15 protein-coding genes are annotated in these 15942 nt (G+C 66.4%); 10 read left to right on the forward strand and 5 right to left on the reverse strand.

The window, feature by feature from the left end; all coding sequences use genetic code 11:
* Positions 1 to 14: 14 nt before the first annotated feature.
* Positions 15 to 1313: a citrate synthase gene (locus tag VGB75_05235; GenBank protein HEY0166428.1), complete on the reverse strand. Its 1299-nt coding sequence runs from the start codon at positions 1311 to 1313 to the stop codon at positions 15 to 17.
* Positions 1314 to 1409: 96 nt separating this feature from the next.
* Here VGB75_05235 and VGB75_05240 point away from each other — a divergent pair, with 96 nt between their 5' ends.
* Together VGB75_05240 and VGB75_05245 are read left to right on the forward strand one after the other, a co-directional pair.
* Positions 1410 to 1883 (forward strand): SRPBCC family protein, encoded by a 474-nt coding sequence (locus tag VGB75_05240; GenBank protein ID HEY0166429.1) that lies wholly within the window; start codon positions 1410 to 1412, stop codon positions 1881 to 1883.
* Positions 1884 to 1895: 12 nt separating this feature from the next.
* A complete protein-coding gene (locus VGB75_05245) occupies positions 1896 to 2369 on the forward strand; it encodes a DUF5709 domain-containing protein (GenBank protein HEY0166430.1) in 474 nt (157 codons plus the stop codon).
* Between the two features lie 75 nt (positions 2370 to 2444).
* Here VGB75_05245 and VGB75_05250 read toward each other — a convergent pair whose 3' ends face one another.
* From VGB75_05250 to VGB75_05260, 3 genes are all read right to left on the reverse strand, one after another.
* Positions 2445 to 3158, reverse strand: a complete 714-nt coding sequence (locus tag VGB75_05250; protein HEY0166431.1) for a hypothetical protein — start codon at positions 3156 to 3158, stop codon at positions 2445 to 2447.
* A 118-nt stretch (positions 3159 to 3276) separates the two neighbouring features.
* Positions 3277 to 3708 carry a DUF3037 domain-containing protein gene (locus VGB75_05255; GenBank protein ID HEY0166432.1) on the reverse strand — a complete coding sequence of 144 codons (432 nt, stop codon included), beginning with the start codon at positions 3706 to 3708 and terminating at the stop codon, positions 3277 to 3279.
* A gap of 82 nt (positions 3709 to 3790) precedes the next feature.
* On the reverse strand, positions 3791 to 4555 hold the full coding sequence (locus VGB75_05260; protein ID HEY0166433.1) for a HipA family kinase: 765 nt from the start codon (positions 4553 to 4555) through the stop codon (positions 3791 to 3793).
* Positions 4556 to 4724: 169 nt separating this feature from the next.
* Here VGB75_05260 and VGB75_05265 point away from each other — a divergent pair, with 169 nt between their 5' ends.
* Entirely contained in the window at positions 4725 to 6329 is a 1605-nt protein-coding gene (locus VGB75_05265; protein ID HEY0166434.1) for an alpha-amylase family protein, read from the forward strand.
* A gap of 101 nt (positions 6330 to 6430) precedes the next feature.
* On the opposite strand, the gene VGB75_05270 is transcribed toward VGB75_05265, so the two are convergent.
* A complete protein-coding gene (locus VGB75_05270) occupies positions 6431 to 7369 on the reverse strand; it encodes a LysR family transcriptional regulator (GenBank protein ID HEY0166435.1) in 939 nt (312 codons plus the stop codon).
* A 445-nt stretch (positions 7370 to 7814) separates the two neighbouring features.
* Here VGB75_05270 and VGB75_05275 point away from each other — a divergent pair, with 445 nt between their 5' ends.
* Genes VGB75_05275 through VGB75_05305 form a run of 7 tightly spaced genes read left to right on the forward strand, consistent with a single transcriptional unit; the run spans position 7815 to position 15878 of the window.
* Positions 7815 to 8774, forward strand: a complete 960-nt coding sequence (locus tag VGB75_05275; GenBank protein ID HEY0166436.1) for a hypothetical protein — start codon at positions 7815 to 7817, stop codon at positions 8772 to 8774.
* Entirely contained in the window at positions 8768 to 10261 is a 1494-nt protein-coding gene (locus VGB75_05280) for an AMP-binding protein (protein HEY0166437.1), read from the forward strand. Before VGB75_05275 ends, VGB75_05280 begins: the two co-directional genes overlap by 7 nt.
* The gene (locus VGB75_05285) at positions 10258 to 11472 is read left to right on the forward strand and encodes an aldehyde dehydrogenase family protein (GenBank protein HEY0166438.1); all 1215 of its coding nucleotides are present in this window, start codon (positions 10258 to 10260) and stop codon (positions 11470 to 11472) included. Before VGB75_05280 ends, VGB75_05285 begins: the two co-directional genes overlap by 4 nt.
* 23 nt (positions 11473 to 11495) lie before the next feature.
* On the forward strand, positions 11496 to 12674 hold the full coding sequence (locus tag VGB75_05290) for a Xaa-Pro peptidase family protein (GenBank protein ID HEY0166439.1): 1179 nt from the start codon (positions 11496 to 11498) through the stop codon (positions 12672 to 12674).
* On the forward strand, positions 12674 to 14011 hold the full coding sequence (locus VGB75_05295) for a DegT/DnrJ/EryC1/StrS family aminotransferase (GenBank protein HEY0166440.1): 1338 nt from the start codon (positions 12674 to 12676) through the stop codon (positions 14009 to 14011). The genes VGB75_05290 and VGB75_05295 overlap by 1 nt, the downstream gene beginning before the upstream one ends.
* Positions 14008 to 14877 carry a transketolase gene (locus VGB75_05300; GenBank protein ID HEY0166441.1) on the forward strand — a complete coding sequence of 290 codons (870 nt, stop codon included), beginning with the start codon at positions 14008 to 14010 and terminating at the stop codon, positions 14875 to 14877. Before VGB75_05295 ends, VGB75_05300 begins: the two co-directional genes overlap by 4 nt.
* Positions 14874 to 15878 carry a transketolase C-terminal domain-containing protein gene (locus VGB75_05305; protein ID HEY0166442.1) on the forward strand — a complete coding sequence of 335 codons (1005 nt, stop codon included), beginning with the start codon at positions 14874 to 14876 and terminating at the stop codon, positions 15876 to 15878. Before VGB75_05300 ends, VGB75_05305 begins: the two co-directional genes overlap by 4 nt.
* The last annotated feature ends 64 nt before the right edge of the window (positions 15879 to 15942 follow it).

The raw sequence follows: 15942 nt of genomic DNA on the forward strand, positions 1-15942 counted from the left end.
CAGCACGGACAGCGCTACGCGCCGGGGTAGTGCCGGCTGGTGGGCCCGGTGTAGAGCTGACGCGGCCGGCCGATCTTGGTGTCCGGGTCGTTGATCATCTCGTGCCACTGGGCGATCCAGCCCGGCAGCCGGCCGATCGCGAACAGCACCGTGAACATCTTGGTCGGAAATCCCATCGCCCGGTACAGCAGGCCGGTGTAGAAGTCGACGTTCGGGTACAGCTTGCGGCTGACGAAGTAGTCATCTGCCAGCGCGTAACCCTCCAGCTCCATCGCGATGTCGAGCAGGTCATCGCGCTTGCCCAGAGCCGAGAGCACCTCGTCGGCGGTCTTCTTGATGATGGTGGCCCGGGGGTCGTAGTTCTTGTACACCCGGTGCCCGAAGCCCATCAGCTTCACGCCGTCTTCCTTGTTCTTCACCCGCTCGACGAACCGCTTCACGTCGCCGCCGTCGTTGCGGATCGACTGCAGCATGTCGAGCACGGCGCTGTTGGCGCCGCCGTGCAGCGGGCCGAACAGCGCGTTGATGCCGGCCGAGACCGAGGCGAACAGGTTCGCGTTCGATGAGCCGACCAGCCGGACGGTCGAGGTCGAGCAGTTCTGCTCGTGATCGGCGTGCAGCATGAACAGCAGGTCCAGGGCGCGGACCACCGCCGGATCGGCCTGGTACGGCTCGGCGGGGAAGCCGAAGGTCATCCGCAGGAAGTTCTCGACCATGCCGAGGGAGTTGTCGGGGTAGAGGAACGGCTGCCCGACCGACTTCTTGTAGGCGTAGGCGGCGATAGTCGGCAGCTTGGCCAGCAGCCGGATGGTGGACAGGTCCACCTGCTCGGGGTTGAACGGGTCCAGGGAGTCCTGGTAGAAGGTCGACAGCGCCGACACCGCCGAGGACAGCACCGGCATCGGGTGCGCGTCGCGGGGGAAGCCGTCGAAGAACCGCTTGAGGTCCTCGTGCAGCAGGGTGTGCCGGTTGAGCCGGGAGGTGAAGGCGGCCAGCTCGTCGGCTGAGGGCAGCTCGCCGTAGATCAGCAGGTAACTGACCTCGGCGAAGTTGGACTTTTCGGCCAGCTCCTCGATCGGGTAGCCGCGGTAGCGCAGGATGCCCGCGTCACCGTCGATGTAGGTGATTCCGGACGCGCATGAGGCGGTGTTGGCGAAGCCGGGGTCATAGGTGACCAGACCGGTGCTGGAGAGCAGCTTGCTCACGTTCACCCCGGCCGATCCCTCGCTCGAAGGAACGACCGGCAGCTGCAGGTCCTCGCTGCCGCCGGCGCGCAGCACCGCGACCTCGGCGCTCGTAGAGGTCTCAGTCATTTGTCAGACTCCCTTGTCCTGGTGTGCCTCAAACCCTACTTCGCGGCCCATTCGGACCCGGAACCGCCAACCCGGAGACGACCATAGGATCGGAGGATGGCCCGAATCCGAACCGAACTGCCCGTCCAGGCCTCCGCTGAGGCGGCCTGGGCGCTGGTCACAGACTGGCCGGCGCAGAGCCGCTGGATCCCGCTGACCACCGTCACCGTCGATCACCACGGCCCGTCCGGCCCGGGACTGGGCACCCGGTTCACCGGCCGCACCCGGCTGGGGCCGATCCGATTCGATGACCCGATGGAGGTCACCGAGTGGCAGCCGCCGGGCGAGGGGGCGCCGGGCCGCTGCCAGGTCCGCAAGCTCGGGCCGTGGCTGACCGGGAGCGCCGAGATCGAGGTGCGGCCCACCGCCGACGGCGCCCGGGTCCTCTGGTCTGAAGACATCCGCCTTCGCTGGACGCCCCGCGTGGCCGACCGGCTGCTGGGCCCGGTGATCGCCGCGTTCGGCTCGGCGCTGTTCGGCCTTTCCCTGCGCAAGATGGGGGCCGAACTCGCAAGAACTCCTGGCAAGTGATGTAGTGAAGCCATGACCGAAACTGATGACACCGCCTTCGGCGACGACGTCTACGCCGCTGGCGACGACGACGCCGAGTACCTGGACCCGGCCGAGACGCTGACCGGCGAGGGCGCCGAACTCGACGAGCCGCTGGACACCAGCTACTCGCCGCCGGACAACAGCCCCGTCGCCACCCGCTTCGGCAACACCGCCGCCGAGCAGGCCGAGGGTGAGAGCCTGGATCAGCGGCTTGCCCAGGAGATCCCCGACATCACCCCCGAGGACGTCACTGAAGAGGCCGCCCCGCGCGCGGGCCGGCTGGTGGCGCCGGACGAAGGCGCCCACTCGGTCACCGAGGAGGTCGCGGCCTTCGACGTGGGCAAGGCAGGAAGCGCCGCCAGCGCCGAAGAGGCAGCCATGCACGTGGTGGGCGAGGACGAGCTGAACCAGCAGGTCAGCAACGAGGACGACGTGACCGCGGACTCGGTGGACGAGTTCCGCTGACCGGCTGCTCGAACGCCGGGCGGCTGCTCCGACGCCGGAGCAGCCGCCCCTCGCGCGCTGCCGGTTGAGCCCCGGCTACGGTCGCGGGCCGTGGCCGCCGCCCTCGGCGGGGCCGATGTCCTCCTCGCCTCCCGGGTACACGAACGAGTCGCGCGGGGCGTAGAAGGACGAGCCCGCCACCACGTCCAGTGGCGAGGCGGGACGCAGCGCGTACACCGGGTGCTGGGGGTCCAGGAACTCGATGGACTGCACGTTGAACGTGCTGACCAGTTCCCCGATATAGGGGTAATTCCCTGCGATCAGCCGGTTTTCCACCCGTGTGACGTAACGCAGGTGCCCGGCCAGGACGATGTCGGCCGTGTCGCCGACCTGGGCGCGGGTGCGGATGATCGGCCGCCCGTCCACCGACGTGGTCGCCGTCGCGATCCCGCCTTCGACCTCCAGGGTGGTGGCGCCCGACCCCGCAGGCACGCCTCGCTCCGCCGCGTACTCCCGCATCACCTCTGAGGAGTTGAAGTAGTGCGTGAAGAAGCGCGCCGGCGTCACGCCGTCCGGCGCGAACAGGTCCAGGTCCAGTCCCAGGTAGGTGAGCGAGTACGCCCCGAAGCCGGTGGTCTGCTCGGCGGAGTCCACCACGTACTGGTTCATGTACACGGCTCGGTTGGCCGCCGGATTCGCCGCGGGCGGCAGGAGCCGCTCGCAGGCCTGCGGGTCTTCGGGAATCCAACTGGTGTAGAGCATTCGGCTGTTCAGCACCAGCTGGGGTGCGGCGAGTTTGCTGGTTGCCACGGCGAGATCCTTTCGGGCTGCAACCTGCGGGAGGGTTCGTCTAACCCGTTCCGACATAGTGTCGTTCCCGCATGTCGTGCCGCAAGCACGTCCGGCGAACCCTTTTCGCGCCGACGGGTCAGCCGACCAACGCCTGCAGAAGATGCCGCAACTGCCGGGCTGGATCATCGGTCACACCGCCGTGAATCGGCCCAGGCTGGACGACGGTGCTGCGTGGAGCGGCCAGCCAGCCGAACCGCTGACCCAGCGTGATCCCGGCGGCTGTCGCCGGCGCCGCCTGGCCGCAGCAGACCGCCTCGATGGCGGCCAGCGCCGAGCGCGTCGCGTCCAGATCGAGGTCTGGCGCCAGCGCCAGCAGCCGGGCCTCCTGCAGCCGGCTGCTCGAGCACAGGTAGTCCGCGCTCTGGCTGTAGAGCACCACGCCGACGTTGACGAACTCCTCGCGGTCCACCCGCGGCACGCAGCGCAACACCACGTACTGGAAACCGTGCCGGCTCATGCGGTCCTCGCTCGCTGGCGCTCGCTGGCGCTCGCTGCGATCCTCACTCATGCCGCGATCCGCTCTTCGCGCGAGCGCTCATCGCACCGATTCGCTCCGGTCCTCGCTCGCTGGCGCTCGCTGCGATCCTCGCTCATGCCGCGACCGCCCGCGGCAGCCAGCCCCGCCCGCCCGACACCCGGGCCAGCAGGTAGTCCAGATAGCGCTCGCGCACCGCCGCCGGCCCCGCGTCGTCGGGCTCCAGCCACTCATCGGGAACCTGGTCCAACACCTCTTCGAGCAGCTGGCGGTCGATTCGCGCCGCCAGAGCCCGGTCGGCTTCGGCCACTCCGGCGACGTAGGAGACGAGCACGTGATCAGAGGCGTCGTAGGGCTGCTGGGCGAAGCGCTGCGGATCGGCGCCCGGCCGGGACCAGCCGTGATGGAAGTACAGCGCGGCGCCGTGGTCGATCAGCCACAGCCGGCGGTGCCAGATCAGCAGGTTCGGGTTGCGCCAGCTGCGGTCCACATTGGCGGTGAACGCGTCCAGCCACAGGATGCGCGCTGCCTCTGCAGGGTCGGCGGGGTGCCCGGCGTCCCAGCCGAAGGAGCCCGGCAGGAAGTCGACCGCCAGATTCAGGCCGACACTGGCGTTGAGCAGGTCCTGCACCTCCTGGTCCGCCTCGTAGCGCGCGATCATCGGGTCCAGTTCCAGAGCCCGCAGTTCGGGGACCCGCAGACCTAGCCGGCGGGCGAGTTCGCCGACCACCACCTCGGCCACCAGCGCCTTCAAACCCTGACCCGCGCCCCGGAACTTCACCACGTAGGTGCCCAGGTCATCGGCCTCGACGATGCCGGGCAACGAGCCGCCTTCGCGCAGCGGGGTCACGTAGCGACTCGCCTGCACAGTGCCGATCACGCCTGCAGCCTAGGCCAGCCCCCGGCGGCCGGGGGCTGCCGGTGTGACCGCACAACTTCACCGCCTCGCCGGGGACCTGGTCGTTGACAGTTGTGACCCAGGTCACTAGTAAGGAATCGAGTAGCCGGCCGACGCCACCCGCGCTGCTGAACTCCACGAAAGGACCATCATGAAAAGAGCAATCTCCGCTGTGCACGCCGGACCCGCCCGAGGCACGGCCAGGGCGCGGCGGCGGATCTGGGCGGCTGTCGCGGTGGCCGCAGGCGCGGTGACCGTGGCCGCGGCGTCGGTGACCGCGGTCGGCGGCGCCACGGCGGGCGCGAGCGCCAGTCAGGCCGCCGGCGCGAGCACGGCCGCTGCCGCGAGCCGGGCCGCAGGCCAGCTCAAGCGCGACGTGATCGCCAACCTGTGGGAGTGGAACTGGGTCTCCATCGCACGCGAATGCAAGACAGTGCTGGGCCCGAAAGGCTTCGGCGGCGTGCAGGTCGCCCCGCCGCAGGACTCGCTGTCCAAGACCGACGGGCCGGTGCACCCCTGGTGGGAGGTCTACCAGCCGGTCCGCTACCAGCTCACCAGCCGGATGGGCAACGAGGCGCAGTTCAAGTCGATGGTGAGCACCTGCCGCAAGGCCGGCGTCAAGGTCTATGTCGACGCGATCATCAATCACATGACGGGGCAGGGCACTCTGTCCTACGGCGGCGTGAGCTACTCCAAGTACGAGTACCAGGGCCTGTACACCAGCGCGAACTTCCATCACGCCCCGGCTGACTGCCCCAGCCCGAGTGGCGACATCGAGGACTTCAACAACTACCTGCAGGTCACCAAGTGCGAGCTGGTGAGCTTGTCTGACCTGCGCACTGAAACCGCCTATGTCCGCAACCGTCTGGCGGCGTACCTGAACAAGCTGATCAGCTATGGCGTGTCGGGTTTCCGGATTGACGCAGCCAAGCACGTTCCGCAGGCCGACCTGGTCGCCATCGAGAAGCTGCTGCGCCGGACCGTGGACGGCGCCCGTCCCTACGTCTTCCTTGAGGTGCCGCCGGGCGGTCCGGGCAAGTTGTCGCCCTGGGCTTTCACCGACAGGAACGACGTGCTCGGGTTCGACTTCGCCGGCCAGGTCCGGGACGCGTTCAAGAGCTACACCACCCCGCCGGGCGGCAACATCACCGACTTGTCAGTCTTCGGCGAGCGGGCCGGCCTGCTGCCCAGCGAGAAGTCAGTGGTGTTCATCCAGAACCACGACACCGAACGCAACGGCTCGACCCTGAACTACAAGGACGGCGCCACCAACATCCTGGCCCACGAGTTCATGCTCGCCTACGGCTACGGCACCCCGCAGGTCTACTCCAGCTTCGCCTGGACCGACCCGGAGGGCTCGCCGCCCGCCGACGCGCGCGGCTTCGTCACCAACACCGACTGCGACGCCGGCTGGATCTGCACCCACCGCGCCAAGGGAGTCGCCAACATGGTCGGCTGGCATAACTACGTCGGCGACGCCAAGCTCGCCAACTGGGCCGACGACGGGGTCAACCTGATCGCCTTCAGCCGTGGCCACCGCGGCTGGATAGCGCTGAACAACGGCGCCGCCGCCAAGACCATGAGGTTCCAGACCGGGCTGCCGCGCGGCACGTACTGCGACATCATCCACGGCAGCCTGACCGCCGGGGACTGCACGGGACGCACCTTCACGGTCGACAAGCACGGTTACGCCAGGGTGCGCGTGCCTGCCAAAGACGCGGTGGCTTTCACCGCTAAGGATCTAGAGCGCCGCTAGCCACAGCGTGGTGTGCAGGCCAACCCAGCTGGCAAGGACACCCGCTACCGGGTGTCCTTGCCAGGAGCGGCCGCGCCAGCGCCTGTCACCGGCTCGCCTGGTCAACCTGGTAGACCGAGCATCCGACGGCCCTCCGCGTCAGAGGCGGCGGTCGATCGGCCGTGGGCCGCGGGATACAGGCTCGCGATGAAGTTCGCGAGCGCGATCGAGTCGTCGGTGGCTGCGCGCACCACTTCAACGCTGCGAAACGGCAGCCCTGCCACAGGGATGGCCACCACCCCGGCATTCTTAGACGCCAGGTCCAGGGTGGCCGGCGCCACCGTGACGCCGAAGCCGTTCAACACCAACTCCACTGCCGCCTCGTAGTCCTGGACTCGCGCCGCCACTCGGGGCTCGAAGCCCGCCGCCGCGCATGTGCGTAGCAGCGCAGTGCTCTCGTCGCTGGTTTCGGGGCCGGTGATCCACCATTCGTGCCGCATGTCGCTGACAGCTGTCCAGGGTCGGGCGAGCGGATGGCTGGCTGGTAGTAGCACCACCAGTGACTCGTTCGCCAGCAGGCTGTTGGCCAGCTGTCCCGGCCAGATGCGTGGCACCAGGTTGTAGCGGCATACGACCGCCACGTCGAGGGCGCCCACCGCGACATCTTCCACCAGCTGAGATGACTCACCGGCAGTCATGGACAAGGCCACCTGTGGGCTGTCTTCGGCCCACTGGCGCAGTGCCGGCCGTATGTAGTGCAGACCGCCTGCGCAGGTGCCCAGCCGCAGCGGCGTGACGTCGTCACCGGTGTCTTCGGCCAGGTCCAGACTTGACAACATGGCCAGCGGCGCTGTCGCGCGCTCTGCGAGCCGAATAGCAGCCGAAGTCGGAATAACTCGGCGTCCATCGCGGGTGAACAGCGGTGCGCCGATACTTCGCTCTAAGCGGCTCATCTGTTGAGAAACCGCTGAGGGCGTATAGCCGAGCTGACGCGCGGCGTCGGCGAACGACCCGAATTCGATCACAGCCTGCAGCGTTTGCAGCCACACAGGGTTCAGCATGTCTGGATAGTAAGCCTGGCGTGGATATCTGGATAGTAAATCCTGGGAACGGGCGCGGACACTTTTGAGGGGTCAATTAGGGCTCGATTACCCGCTATCGGCGGCAGCGGGCAATACGAACCAGGAGGCCCTGATGATCTTTTCCGGCGCCATTGCAGGACCGGTCGGAGCATTCGGTTGCTTACTACTTCGTAAGAAAAACTTACCGGTCGCTTTCGCTGGCTGTCTTGACAGGTCAACCTCGCGCTATGGTACGTTTGCTCCAGATGATCTTTTTGTAATATTTGCCCGAGTTTGACAGGGTTCACAGTTGCAGTCAAGCCCTCAACCTATGCGTTTTTGAGCTCAAGCGCGCAGATCGCGAGCCTTGGAGTCCTATGGCGAGTCACATCATCTCCTGTAAGTAGCACCGGCAAAGATTCCGGGTGGCGCGTGGAGTCTTCTCGTGGAGTGGCGCGCCTTGTGGCTTTTATTTCTGGTCTTCCAGGATGACGGAGCTTGTTTAGTGCTGCAATTTCGCGCCTTTGTCGAGCTGAGTGAACCCGGTGGAATCGATATGACAGGCTCTGGTTATCTGGTGTCCCCTACAACGGCGATTGGGAGCAAGACAACTATTCGTCGATTGCACACTGTCGATGAGTATCGACAGTGCGAAGCGCTTCAGGAGCGCATTTGGGGCCCAGCTGATGTCGCCGGAAACCGCATAGTAGCTATGTTGACTGCGCAGGAGAACGGTGGCCAGGTGCTCGGTGCTTTCACTGAATACGGCGAGCTTGTGGGCTTCGTGTACTCCTTCGTCGGATTGGATTCACGGCGACAACTCAAGCAGTGCTCGGTGATGGCGGGTGTCGATGAGAACTTTCGCGGTCGCGGGCTCGGTTACCAACTTAAGCTCGCGCAGCGCCGCGAGAGCTTGGCGCAGGGCATTGAGTTGGTCACCTGGACCTTTGAACCCTTACAACGAGTGAACGCCGCCTTGAACATCCGGCGGCTGGGCGGTACTGCTCGCGAGTACAAGGTCAACCTCTACGGCACCTGCGATGGCCTGAACTTCGGGTTGGACACCGATCGGCTCATCATCGAGTGGTGGTTGCAAAAACGGCCGCGACCACTCAGCCCAGACGAGTCGTCCCAGGCCGTGCCCGTCAACCGGGTTGTCGCCGACGCACGCACCGGCCTGCCCAGCATCGCGTCGATCGACCGTGACGTGGATAGCGAGAGTCTGTTTCTTGCCATCCCGCCGAACCTGCTTGAACTCAAGCGTCTCGACCTGGCGTTGGCCCAAGAATGGCGGGCGCTGACCAGGAAGCTGTTCCTTGCCTATCTGGGACGTGGATATCGCGTAGTCGATTTCATCAACACCGGGGCCTGGCCGGGGTATGTGCTGCGACGGCTGGCGTGCTGAGCGTCCCCGGGTTGCTGGCTGAGTCATCGAGGCGTTTTCCTGATCGGCCGTTCCTCATCGCCACCGAGCCTTCCGGTCAACGTGCCAGTGTCACCTATGACGAGGTTTACCAGAAGGTCGCAGCACTGACGGCGCTTCTCGCCGCGCGGGAGGTCCGCCGTGGCACCCGGGTCGTCGTGGTGCTGCCCAACAGGTTCGAGCTGGTGTACCTGTGGTTCGCGGTGACTGCGCTCGGCGCGGCGCTGATCCCGCTCGACCCACGGCTGACCGACTGGGAACTTGCTGCCCTGGTAGAGCATGCGCAGCCAGTGTTGCTGGTGTTACCTGCCGGCCGGACTGCGCCTGCCTGTAGTCAACCGATCCTCCGGGTGGACGCGGAGTTCGACGCCGCTGTCGCCAAGGGCGAGCAAGCCGCTATGCCGGCACAGGCTGAGCTGGCGCTGCCCGCCGCCGTCCTTTACACCTCCGGTTCCACCGGAAGGCCTAAGGGTTGCCTGCTGTCCCACCATAGTTTCGTGCTTCCTGCCGAGCATATGGCCGGCCGACTACGCCTGACACCTCAGGATGTAGTGATGCACGTCCTGCCGCTACACCACATGGCGGGGCTGTCGCTTTTGACAACCGCCCTGATCGTAGGCGCCGGTGTGGAACTGGTGCCGCGGTTCAGTGGTATGCAATTCTGGCGGCAAGCCGCTCGCAGCGAGGCGACCGTCTTCCGGCACTTGGGCGAGATGCTGGCAGTCCTCTGCGCCCAGCCGTTCACAGAGGGCGAACGTGACCAACGGTTACGGCTGGCCTACGGCGCCGGGGCGACCCCCGCAGTCGCCGCTGAGTTCACCGCCAGATTCGGTGTGCCGACGCTAGAGGGCTACGGATTGACCGAGACCAACACGGCGTTATGCGGTTCTCTTGAAGATCGGCGTCCCGGCACTCTTGGTCGTCCGCTGCCGCATGTCCGAGTCCGGCTGGTGGGTCCTGCTGGTGAGGTGAGCGGGGCGGGAATCGGCGAACTGCAGGTCCAGAGGAATCCAGCCGTGACGCTCGGCTACCTCGCCGAGCCGGAGCTCACCGCGGGGGCCTTCGACGGCGACTGGTTCCGCACCGGCGACCTGGTGAGCAGGGACTCCCAAGGAGACCTCCGGTTCGTCCGCCGGAGAGACGATGTGATTCGGCGGCGTGGCGAGAACATCGACCCGACGGAGATCGAACGGGTCGCCGAGTCCTGGGTCGGCGTGCGCAGGGCAGCGGCAATCGGAGTGGCCGCCGAACTCGACGGTATCGAGATCAAGCTATACCTGGAGCCGATGCCCGGTCACGTGGTGCGCGCCGATGACGTCCTAGCTCATTGCGCTGAGCAGCTTGCCCCGTTCAAGCTGCCTCGCTACGTCGAAGTCATCAGCCGACTTCCGTTGACCGCGACACAGAAGCTCGACAAAGTCGCGCTGCGCCGATTCGCCCTTTCCTCGGATGGGATGCCACGACCATGAGTGGCCTGGACGACCGCCTGTCGGCCGTGCGCGAACTACGCAGGATCGTGGTCGCGCAGGCCGCGCAGCTGGAAGAGACCGCTCTGGCCATGCTGCCGTTCCCTCGTCAGGTCATTCGGGCCGACATCGCCCTGGCGGCCCGCAGGCTGGCCGCCTTCGACGGGCTGAGCCGCGCCCTCACCGGGCGGGAGGCTGTCGGCACAGTGGCGCTGGCACTTCCGGGCAATGCGATCCTCAGCAACCCGGTCAGCACAATAGGCTCAGCGTATCTGGCCGGCAACCGCGTGCTGGTGCGGTTTCCCCAGCGCCGCAAGCACTGGGCCGACGTCATCATGGAGCTCCTACGAGAAGCGTTCGGCTCGGCAATCGAGGTCTACGACCAACCGGGCCCGGCCTTCATCGAAGGCACGTTTGCCGATCCCGAGGTCGGCGTGCTGATGGTGTTCGGCTCGGACAGTTGGATGCTGCCCTACGAGGAAGCCGCGCGCTGCACCGGCACCAAGCTGATCTTCGAGGGCCCCGGCAAGGACCCGTTCCTGGTGTTGGCCGGGGCGGACGTGCCCGCGGCAGCCAGGGCGGCAGCGGTGAGCGGCACCTACAACACCGGCCAGGCTTGCACGGCGCCGGAACGCGTCTACGTCGAGGAAACCCTGTACGACCACTTCGTGGAGGAGCTGGTGACCGCCGCTGACGCGCTTCCGGTCGGCGACCTTGCCGACGAGGCGACCTGGGTAGGGCCGTTGGCGGCCGCTGACGCGGCGCGGGTGCGTGAGCAGGTGAGTCAAGCAGTCGCCGCTGGCGCGCGAGTGCTCACCAGCCGCGCAATGGAGTCGACGACGATGGTGGCGCCGACTGTGCTGGTTGACGTCGATCACGGCATGGACGTGATGCGGGTGGAAACGTTCGGCCCGGTGCTGCCGGTGTTCGCGGTGAGCTCCGCCGAGCGGGCCGTGGCGCTGGCCGAGGACTCGCCGTACGGGCTCTCGGCCACCGTGTACGGCGGGCCGGCCTGGGTGCCTGCTCGGCTGGCTCGCAGTCACGGCGACGTCTACCTCAACGAGACTTGGCTAGACCGTCGGACCCGTCTGCCGGTCGGACCCTACGGCGGACGCCGCCGGTCCGGCTGGGTCTGGGAATGGCATGCCAACCAGTTCATGCGACGGGACGGCCCTCGGCTGTCTGTCACCGAATTTTCCCTGCCAAGTGCCTAATCCTGTCCTGACTGGAGATTGCTATGCGAGAGAACGAGAATCTGCCGTTCGAACTGGCGGAGTACAGCCAGCGGCTGGCTGCGGTGCGCGAGCGGATGGCCGAGCGAGGGATCGATCTCGCCCTGATCAGCATTCCCGAGAACATCTACTACCTGACCGGCTACACCACACTCGGCTACTACATGTACCAGACGTTGCTGGTGCCCATCGAGGATGAACCGCTGCTGCTGACCTACCGCGAGGAGCGGATCAACATCGAGCGGCTGTCCTGGCTGGAGCGTTACGTCAATTATGACGTGGGTGAAGACCCCATCGAGGTGACCGCACGGACGGTGCTGGCAGCCGGCGCCATCGGCAAGACCCTGTCCATCGAAGAGAGTGGCTACTTCTTCCCGATCCGGACCTACCGGCGACTGGTCGCTGAGCTGCCCGGGGTCACCTGGGTGGATGGCAGCGGCCTGGTCGAAGCCAGCCGGCTGATCAAATCACCGGCCGAGATCGACTACATCCGAGCGGCCGCGGACGCCGCCATGGCCGGAATGGTCGAGGCGTTGCAGACCGCGAAGGTCGGAGCCACCGAGAATCAGGTGGCCGCCGCTGTCTATCGAGCCACGCTGGACAACGGCAGCGAGTATCCCGGCAGCCCGCCATACGTGATCAGCGGCGAGCGGTCCGGGCTGCCGCACGGCACCTGGGAGGGCCGCGAACTGCGTGAGGGCGACATCGTCTTCCTGGAGTTCTCCGGCTGTGTGAAGCGCTACAGCGCGGCCATGATGCGCACCGCGTTCATCGGCGACCCACCGGCCAGCGTGCGTGGCCGCGCCGAGGCGGTCCTCGACGGGCTCCAGCACGCGATCGACGCCATCGGCCCCGACGTCACCTCCGGCGCGGTAGACGAGGCGTGCCGCAAGGCGATCCTCAGCCACGGCTTCGGCGATCACACCCACGAAACCGGTTACTCCATAGGCGTCTGCTATCCGCCGGGCTGGAACGAGAGCCACATCATGAACCTGCACCCCGGTGATGAGACGGTGTTGCGGCCCAACATGGTGTTTCATCTGGTTCCATCGCTGATCGTGCCGGAACTCAACGGCCACGTCGGATTCAGCGAGACGGTCGTCGTCACCGAAACCGGCTGTGAGGTGCTGACTGACAAGAAGATCCCCCGCCAGCTGCAGATCCTGCCCGCCGGACGGCGTTGATGAGCACCGCTGGCCTGGCCGTGCTCGGCGGCCCGCAGTCGGCGCCGAGTGGCGTGGACGAGTCGCTGTGGCCCGACGTGGACGAGACTGACATCGACGCGGTCGTCGCCACGCTGCGTTCCGGCCGGCTGAGCTGGTACAACAACACCGAGGTCCGGGCGCTGGAGGAGCGCTGGGCCGAGTATGTCGGCGTCGCGCACTGTCTCGCGCTCAACAGCGGCACTGCCGCCCTGCACGCTGCGGTGGCCGCGGTCGGCGTTGGCCCTGGTGATGAGGTGATCGTGCCGGCGCTGAGCTTTCTCGCCTCGGCCAGTTGCGTGCTGCACCATCAGGCCATCCCGATCTTTGTCGATGTCGACCCGGTCACCTTCACGCTCGACCCCTCCGATCTGGAGCGAGTGGTCACCCCGCGCACCAAGGCGATCATCGCTGTGCACCTGCACGGCCTGCCCGCCGACATGGACCCAATCATGGCTTTCGCCGATCGACATGGGCTGGCAGTGATCGAGGACGCCGCGCAGGCCCACGGGGCGACCTATCGAGGCCGTCCCGTCGGTTCGATCGGTGTGATCGGCGCGTTCAGCATCATGGCCGGCAAGAACCTCGCCACCGCGGGAGAGGGCGGCCTGCTGACCACCAATGATCCGGAGCTGCGTAATCGGGCGGATGCGGTGAAGATGTTCGGCGAGTCGATCGGGCCGGACAACGAGCGTGAGTACAACGCGCACACCATCGGCTTCAACTACCGGATCGGCCCGGTGCTAGCCGCAATGGCCCGCAGCCAGCTGAGCCGACTGGAGCGCTATACCAAGGAGGTGCAGGTCGGCGCGGAGCGGCTGGCGGGGCGGCTGGCCGAACTGCCGGGCGTGCTCCCGCCGGTGACACCGTCAGACCGCACGCACGTCTACCACCATTTTCGAGTCACCCTCGATCCGGTGGCCGCCGAGGTGGACCTGCCGCCCGGGGTCTTCCGCCAGGCCGTGCAGAACGCGCTCGCCGCCGAAGGCGTGCCGGTTTCCAGCTACCAGAATCGTCCGCTACCCGGTCAGACGCTGTTCCAGGAGCAGACCGGCTATGGCAAGGGCTGCCCGTGGACTTGCGGCCACGCCCGGCCGGTTCAGTACCGTTCCGAAGACTTTCCCAATACCTTGGCGGTTATTCAGCGAACGCTGTTGGTCGGCACCCGGCTGTGCATGGCGTCGCTACGAGATCCAACGTCGGTCGATGCCTACGCCGACGCGTTCACCAAGGTCATCGAGCACCGGCATCAGTTGGTTGACTACGCGCGATCCATTGACTACATCGAGCCGTGGGAAACCACTAGCCGGTTGTGGTGACCACACGCTACGGAGGACACATGATTGCAACAACGGCGGAACCGTTGACGGAAATGGCGCAGCGGATCCGACACCACATCATCGAATTGGCTACCAACAGTCCAGGGGCGCATGTCGGCGGCTCGATGTCTGTGACCGAGATCCTGACCGTGTTGTTCTTCGACGACGTGCTGAAGGTGAATCCGGCCGAGCCGCACTGGGCCGAGCGTGACCGCCTGATCTACAGCAAAGGTCATTCGTCGGCGGCGCTCTACGCCGTCTTGGCCGAGCGCGGCTTCTTCCCGGTGTCCGAGCTGGCTAGCTACAAGCAACCGGGCAGCCGGCTCGCTGGCCATCCGTCCCGGGATATCCCAGGGGTCGAGTGGGCCACCGGATCGCTGGGTCATGGACTGCCGGTGGCGGTCGGCATGTCTTTGGCCAACCGACACGACCACCGCGACAGTCGGACCTTCGTGGTGCTCGGCGACGGCGAATGCCAGGAAGGCTCGATCTGGGAGGCGGCTATGTCAGCGGCGCACTTCCGGCTTGACAACCTGGTGGTGATCGTGGACCGCAACGGTTTTCAGGAGGACGGCGCGACCGAGGACATCATGGCGCTTGAACCGCTGGCGGACAAATGGCGGAGCTTCGGTTGGCAGGTTGTCGAGGTCGACGGCCATGATGTGACCCAGTTGAGCCAGGCGCTGCACCGGGTGCCGTTGGCATCGGGGCAGCCTAGCTGCGTGATCGCCCGGACCGAGAAGGGCCACGGCCTGTCCTTCACGTCCAACACCCACACCTGGCACTACGGAAAGTTCTCCCAACAGCAGTATCAGCAGGCGCTGCAGGAGATGTCGGGCAAGCCCGTCGTCGGGCTGCTGCCATGACCGACACCGTCGCCGTGACCACCACGCCGGCGCCCGGCAGCGTTGAATGGATCGAACGACACGGGCTGTCTGCGGTAGACGGCTGCCGGCTTGCCCAGTTGGAGGCGGCCGGAACCGACGATCGAGTCATCTCGCTCGAGGGCGATCTCGGTGATTTCGGTGGCATTGAGTTCGCCGAGCGGTACCCGGACCGCTACCACGATTTCGGCATCGCAGAAGCGAATCTGGTGGGGGCGGCCGCCGGTTTTGCAGCCGCAGGCAAAATTCCGTTCGTCAACACGTTCGGCAGCTTCGCGCTGATGCGAGCCTGCGAACAGGTTCGCCTCGATGTGGCTTACCACCGGTCGAATGTGAAGATCGCCGGCACGTTCACTGGTATCGCGGCCGGGTTCTCAGGCCCCACCCACCATTGCGGTGAGGACATCGCCATCGCCCGCGTGATGCCGAACATGGTGGTGCTCGCGCCTGCTGATGCGGTGGCTGCCTATCACCTCACGCTATCTGCCGTGCGCTGGCAGGGACCGGTCTACCTGCGGCTGGGCGTCGATCCGACTGCTCAGGTGTATGACGAGAACGCGTCCTTCGTCATCGGCGGCTCCACAGTGCTACGTGAGGGCGAGGACGTGACCATTGTGGCCGCTGGTTTGACCAGCGTCGCGACCGCGGTGAGCGCCGCTGACTCCCTGATGGGGCAAGGCATAAGAGCTCGGGTGGTGGATCTGTACTCGATCAAGCCGGTAGACCGAGCCGTGCTGATCGACTCAGCGCGCCGGACAGGTCTCATCGTCACCGTCGAGGAGCATTCCACGATCGGCGGGCTGGGCAGCACGGTCGCCGAGGTGCTCGCAGCCGAGGCGCCGGTGCCCGTCCGGATGCTCGGTCTGCCCGATGAGTACGCCCACGAAATCTGCTCCTACCAGGCGCACCTGCGCCGGTGCGGGCTTGACATCGACAGTGTAGTGACCGCAGTCGCGGACGAGGTACGGAGGAAGCAACGATGAATGATTCGGCCCCATTGGGCATTTTGATGCTGCAGGGCAAGATGGCTGACGTGCCGGGTTGCAT

This window comes from Jatrophihabitans sp., from assembly GCA_036399055.1.
In the GTDB taxonomy this organism is placed as follows: domain Bacteria; phylum Actinomycetota; class Actinomycetes; order Mycobacteriales; family Jatrophihabitantaceae; genus Jatrophihabitans_A.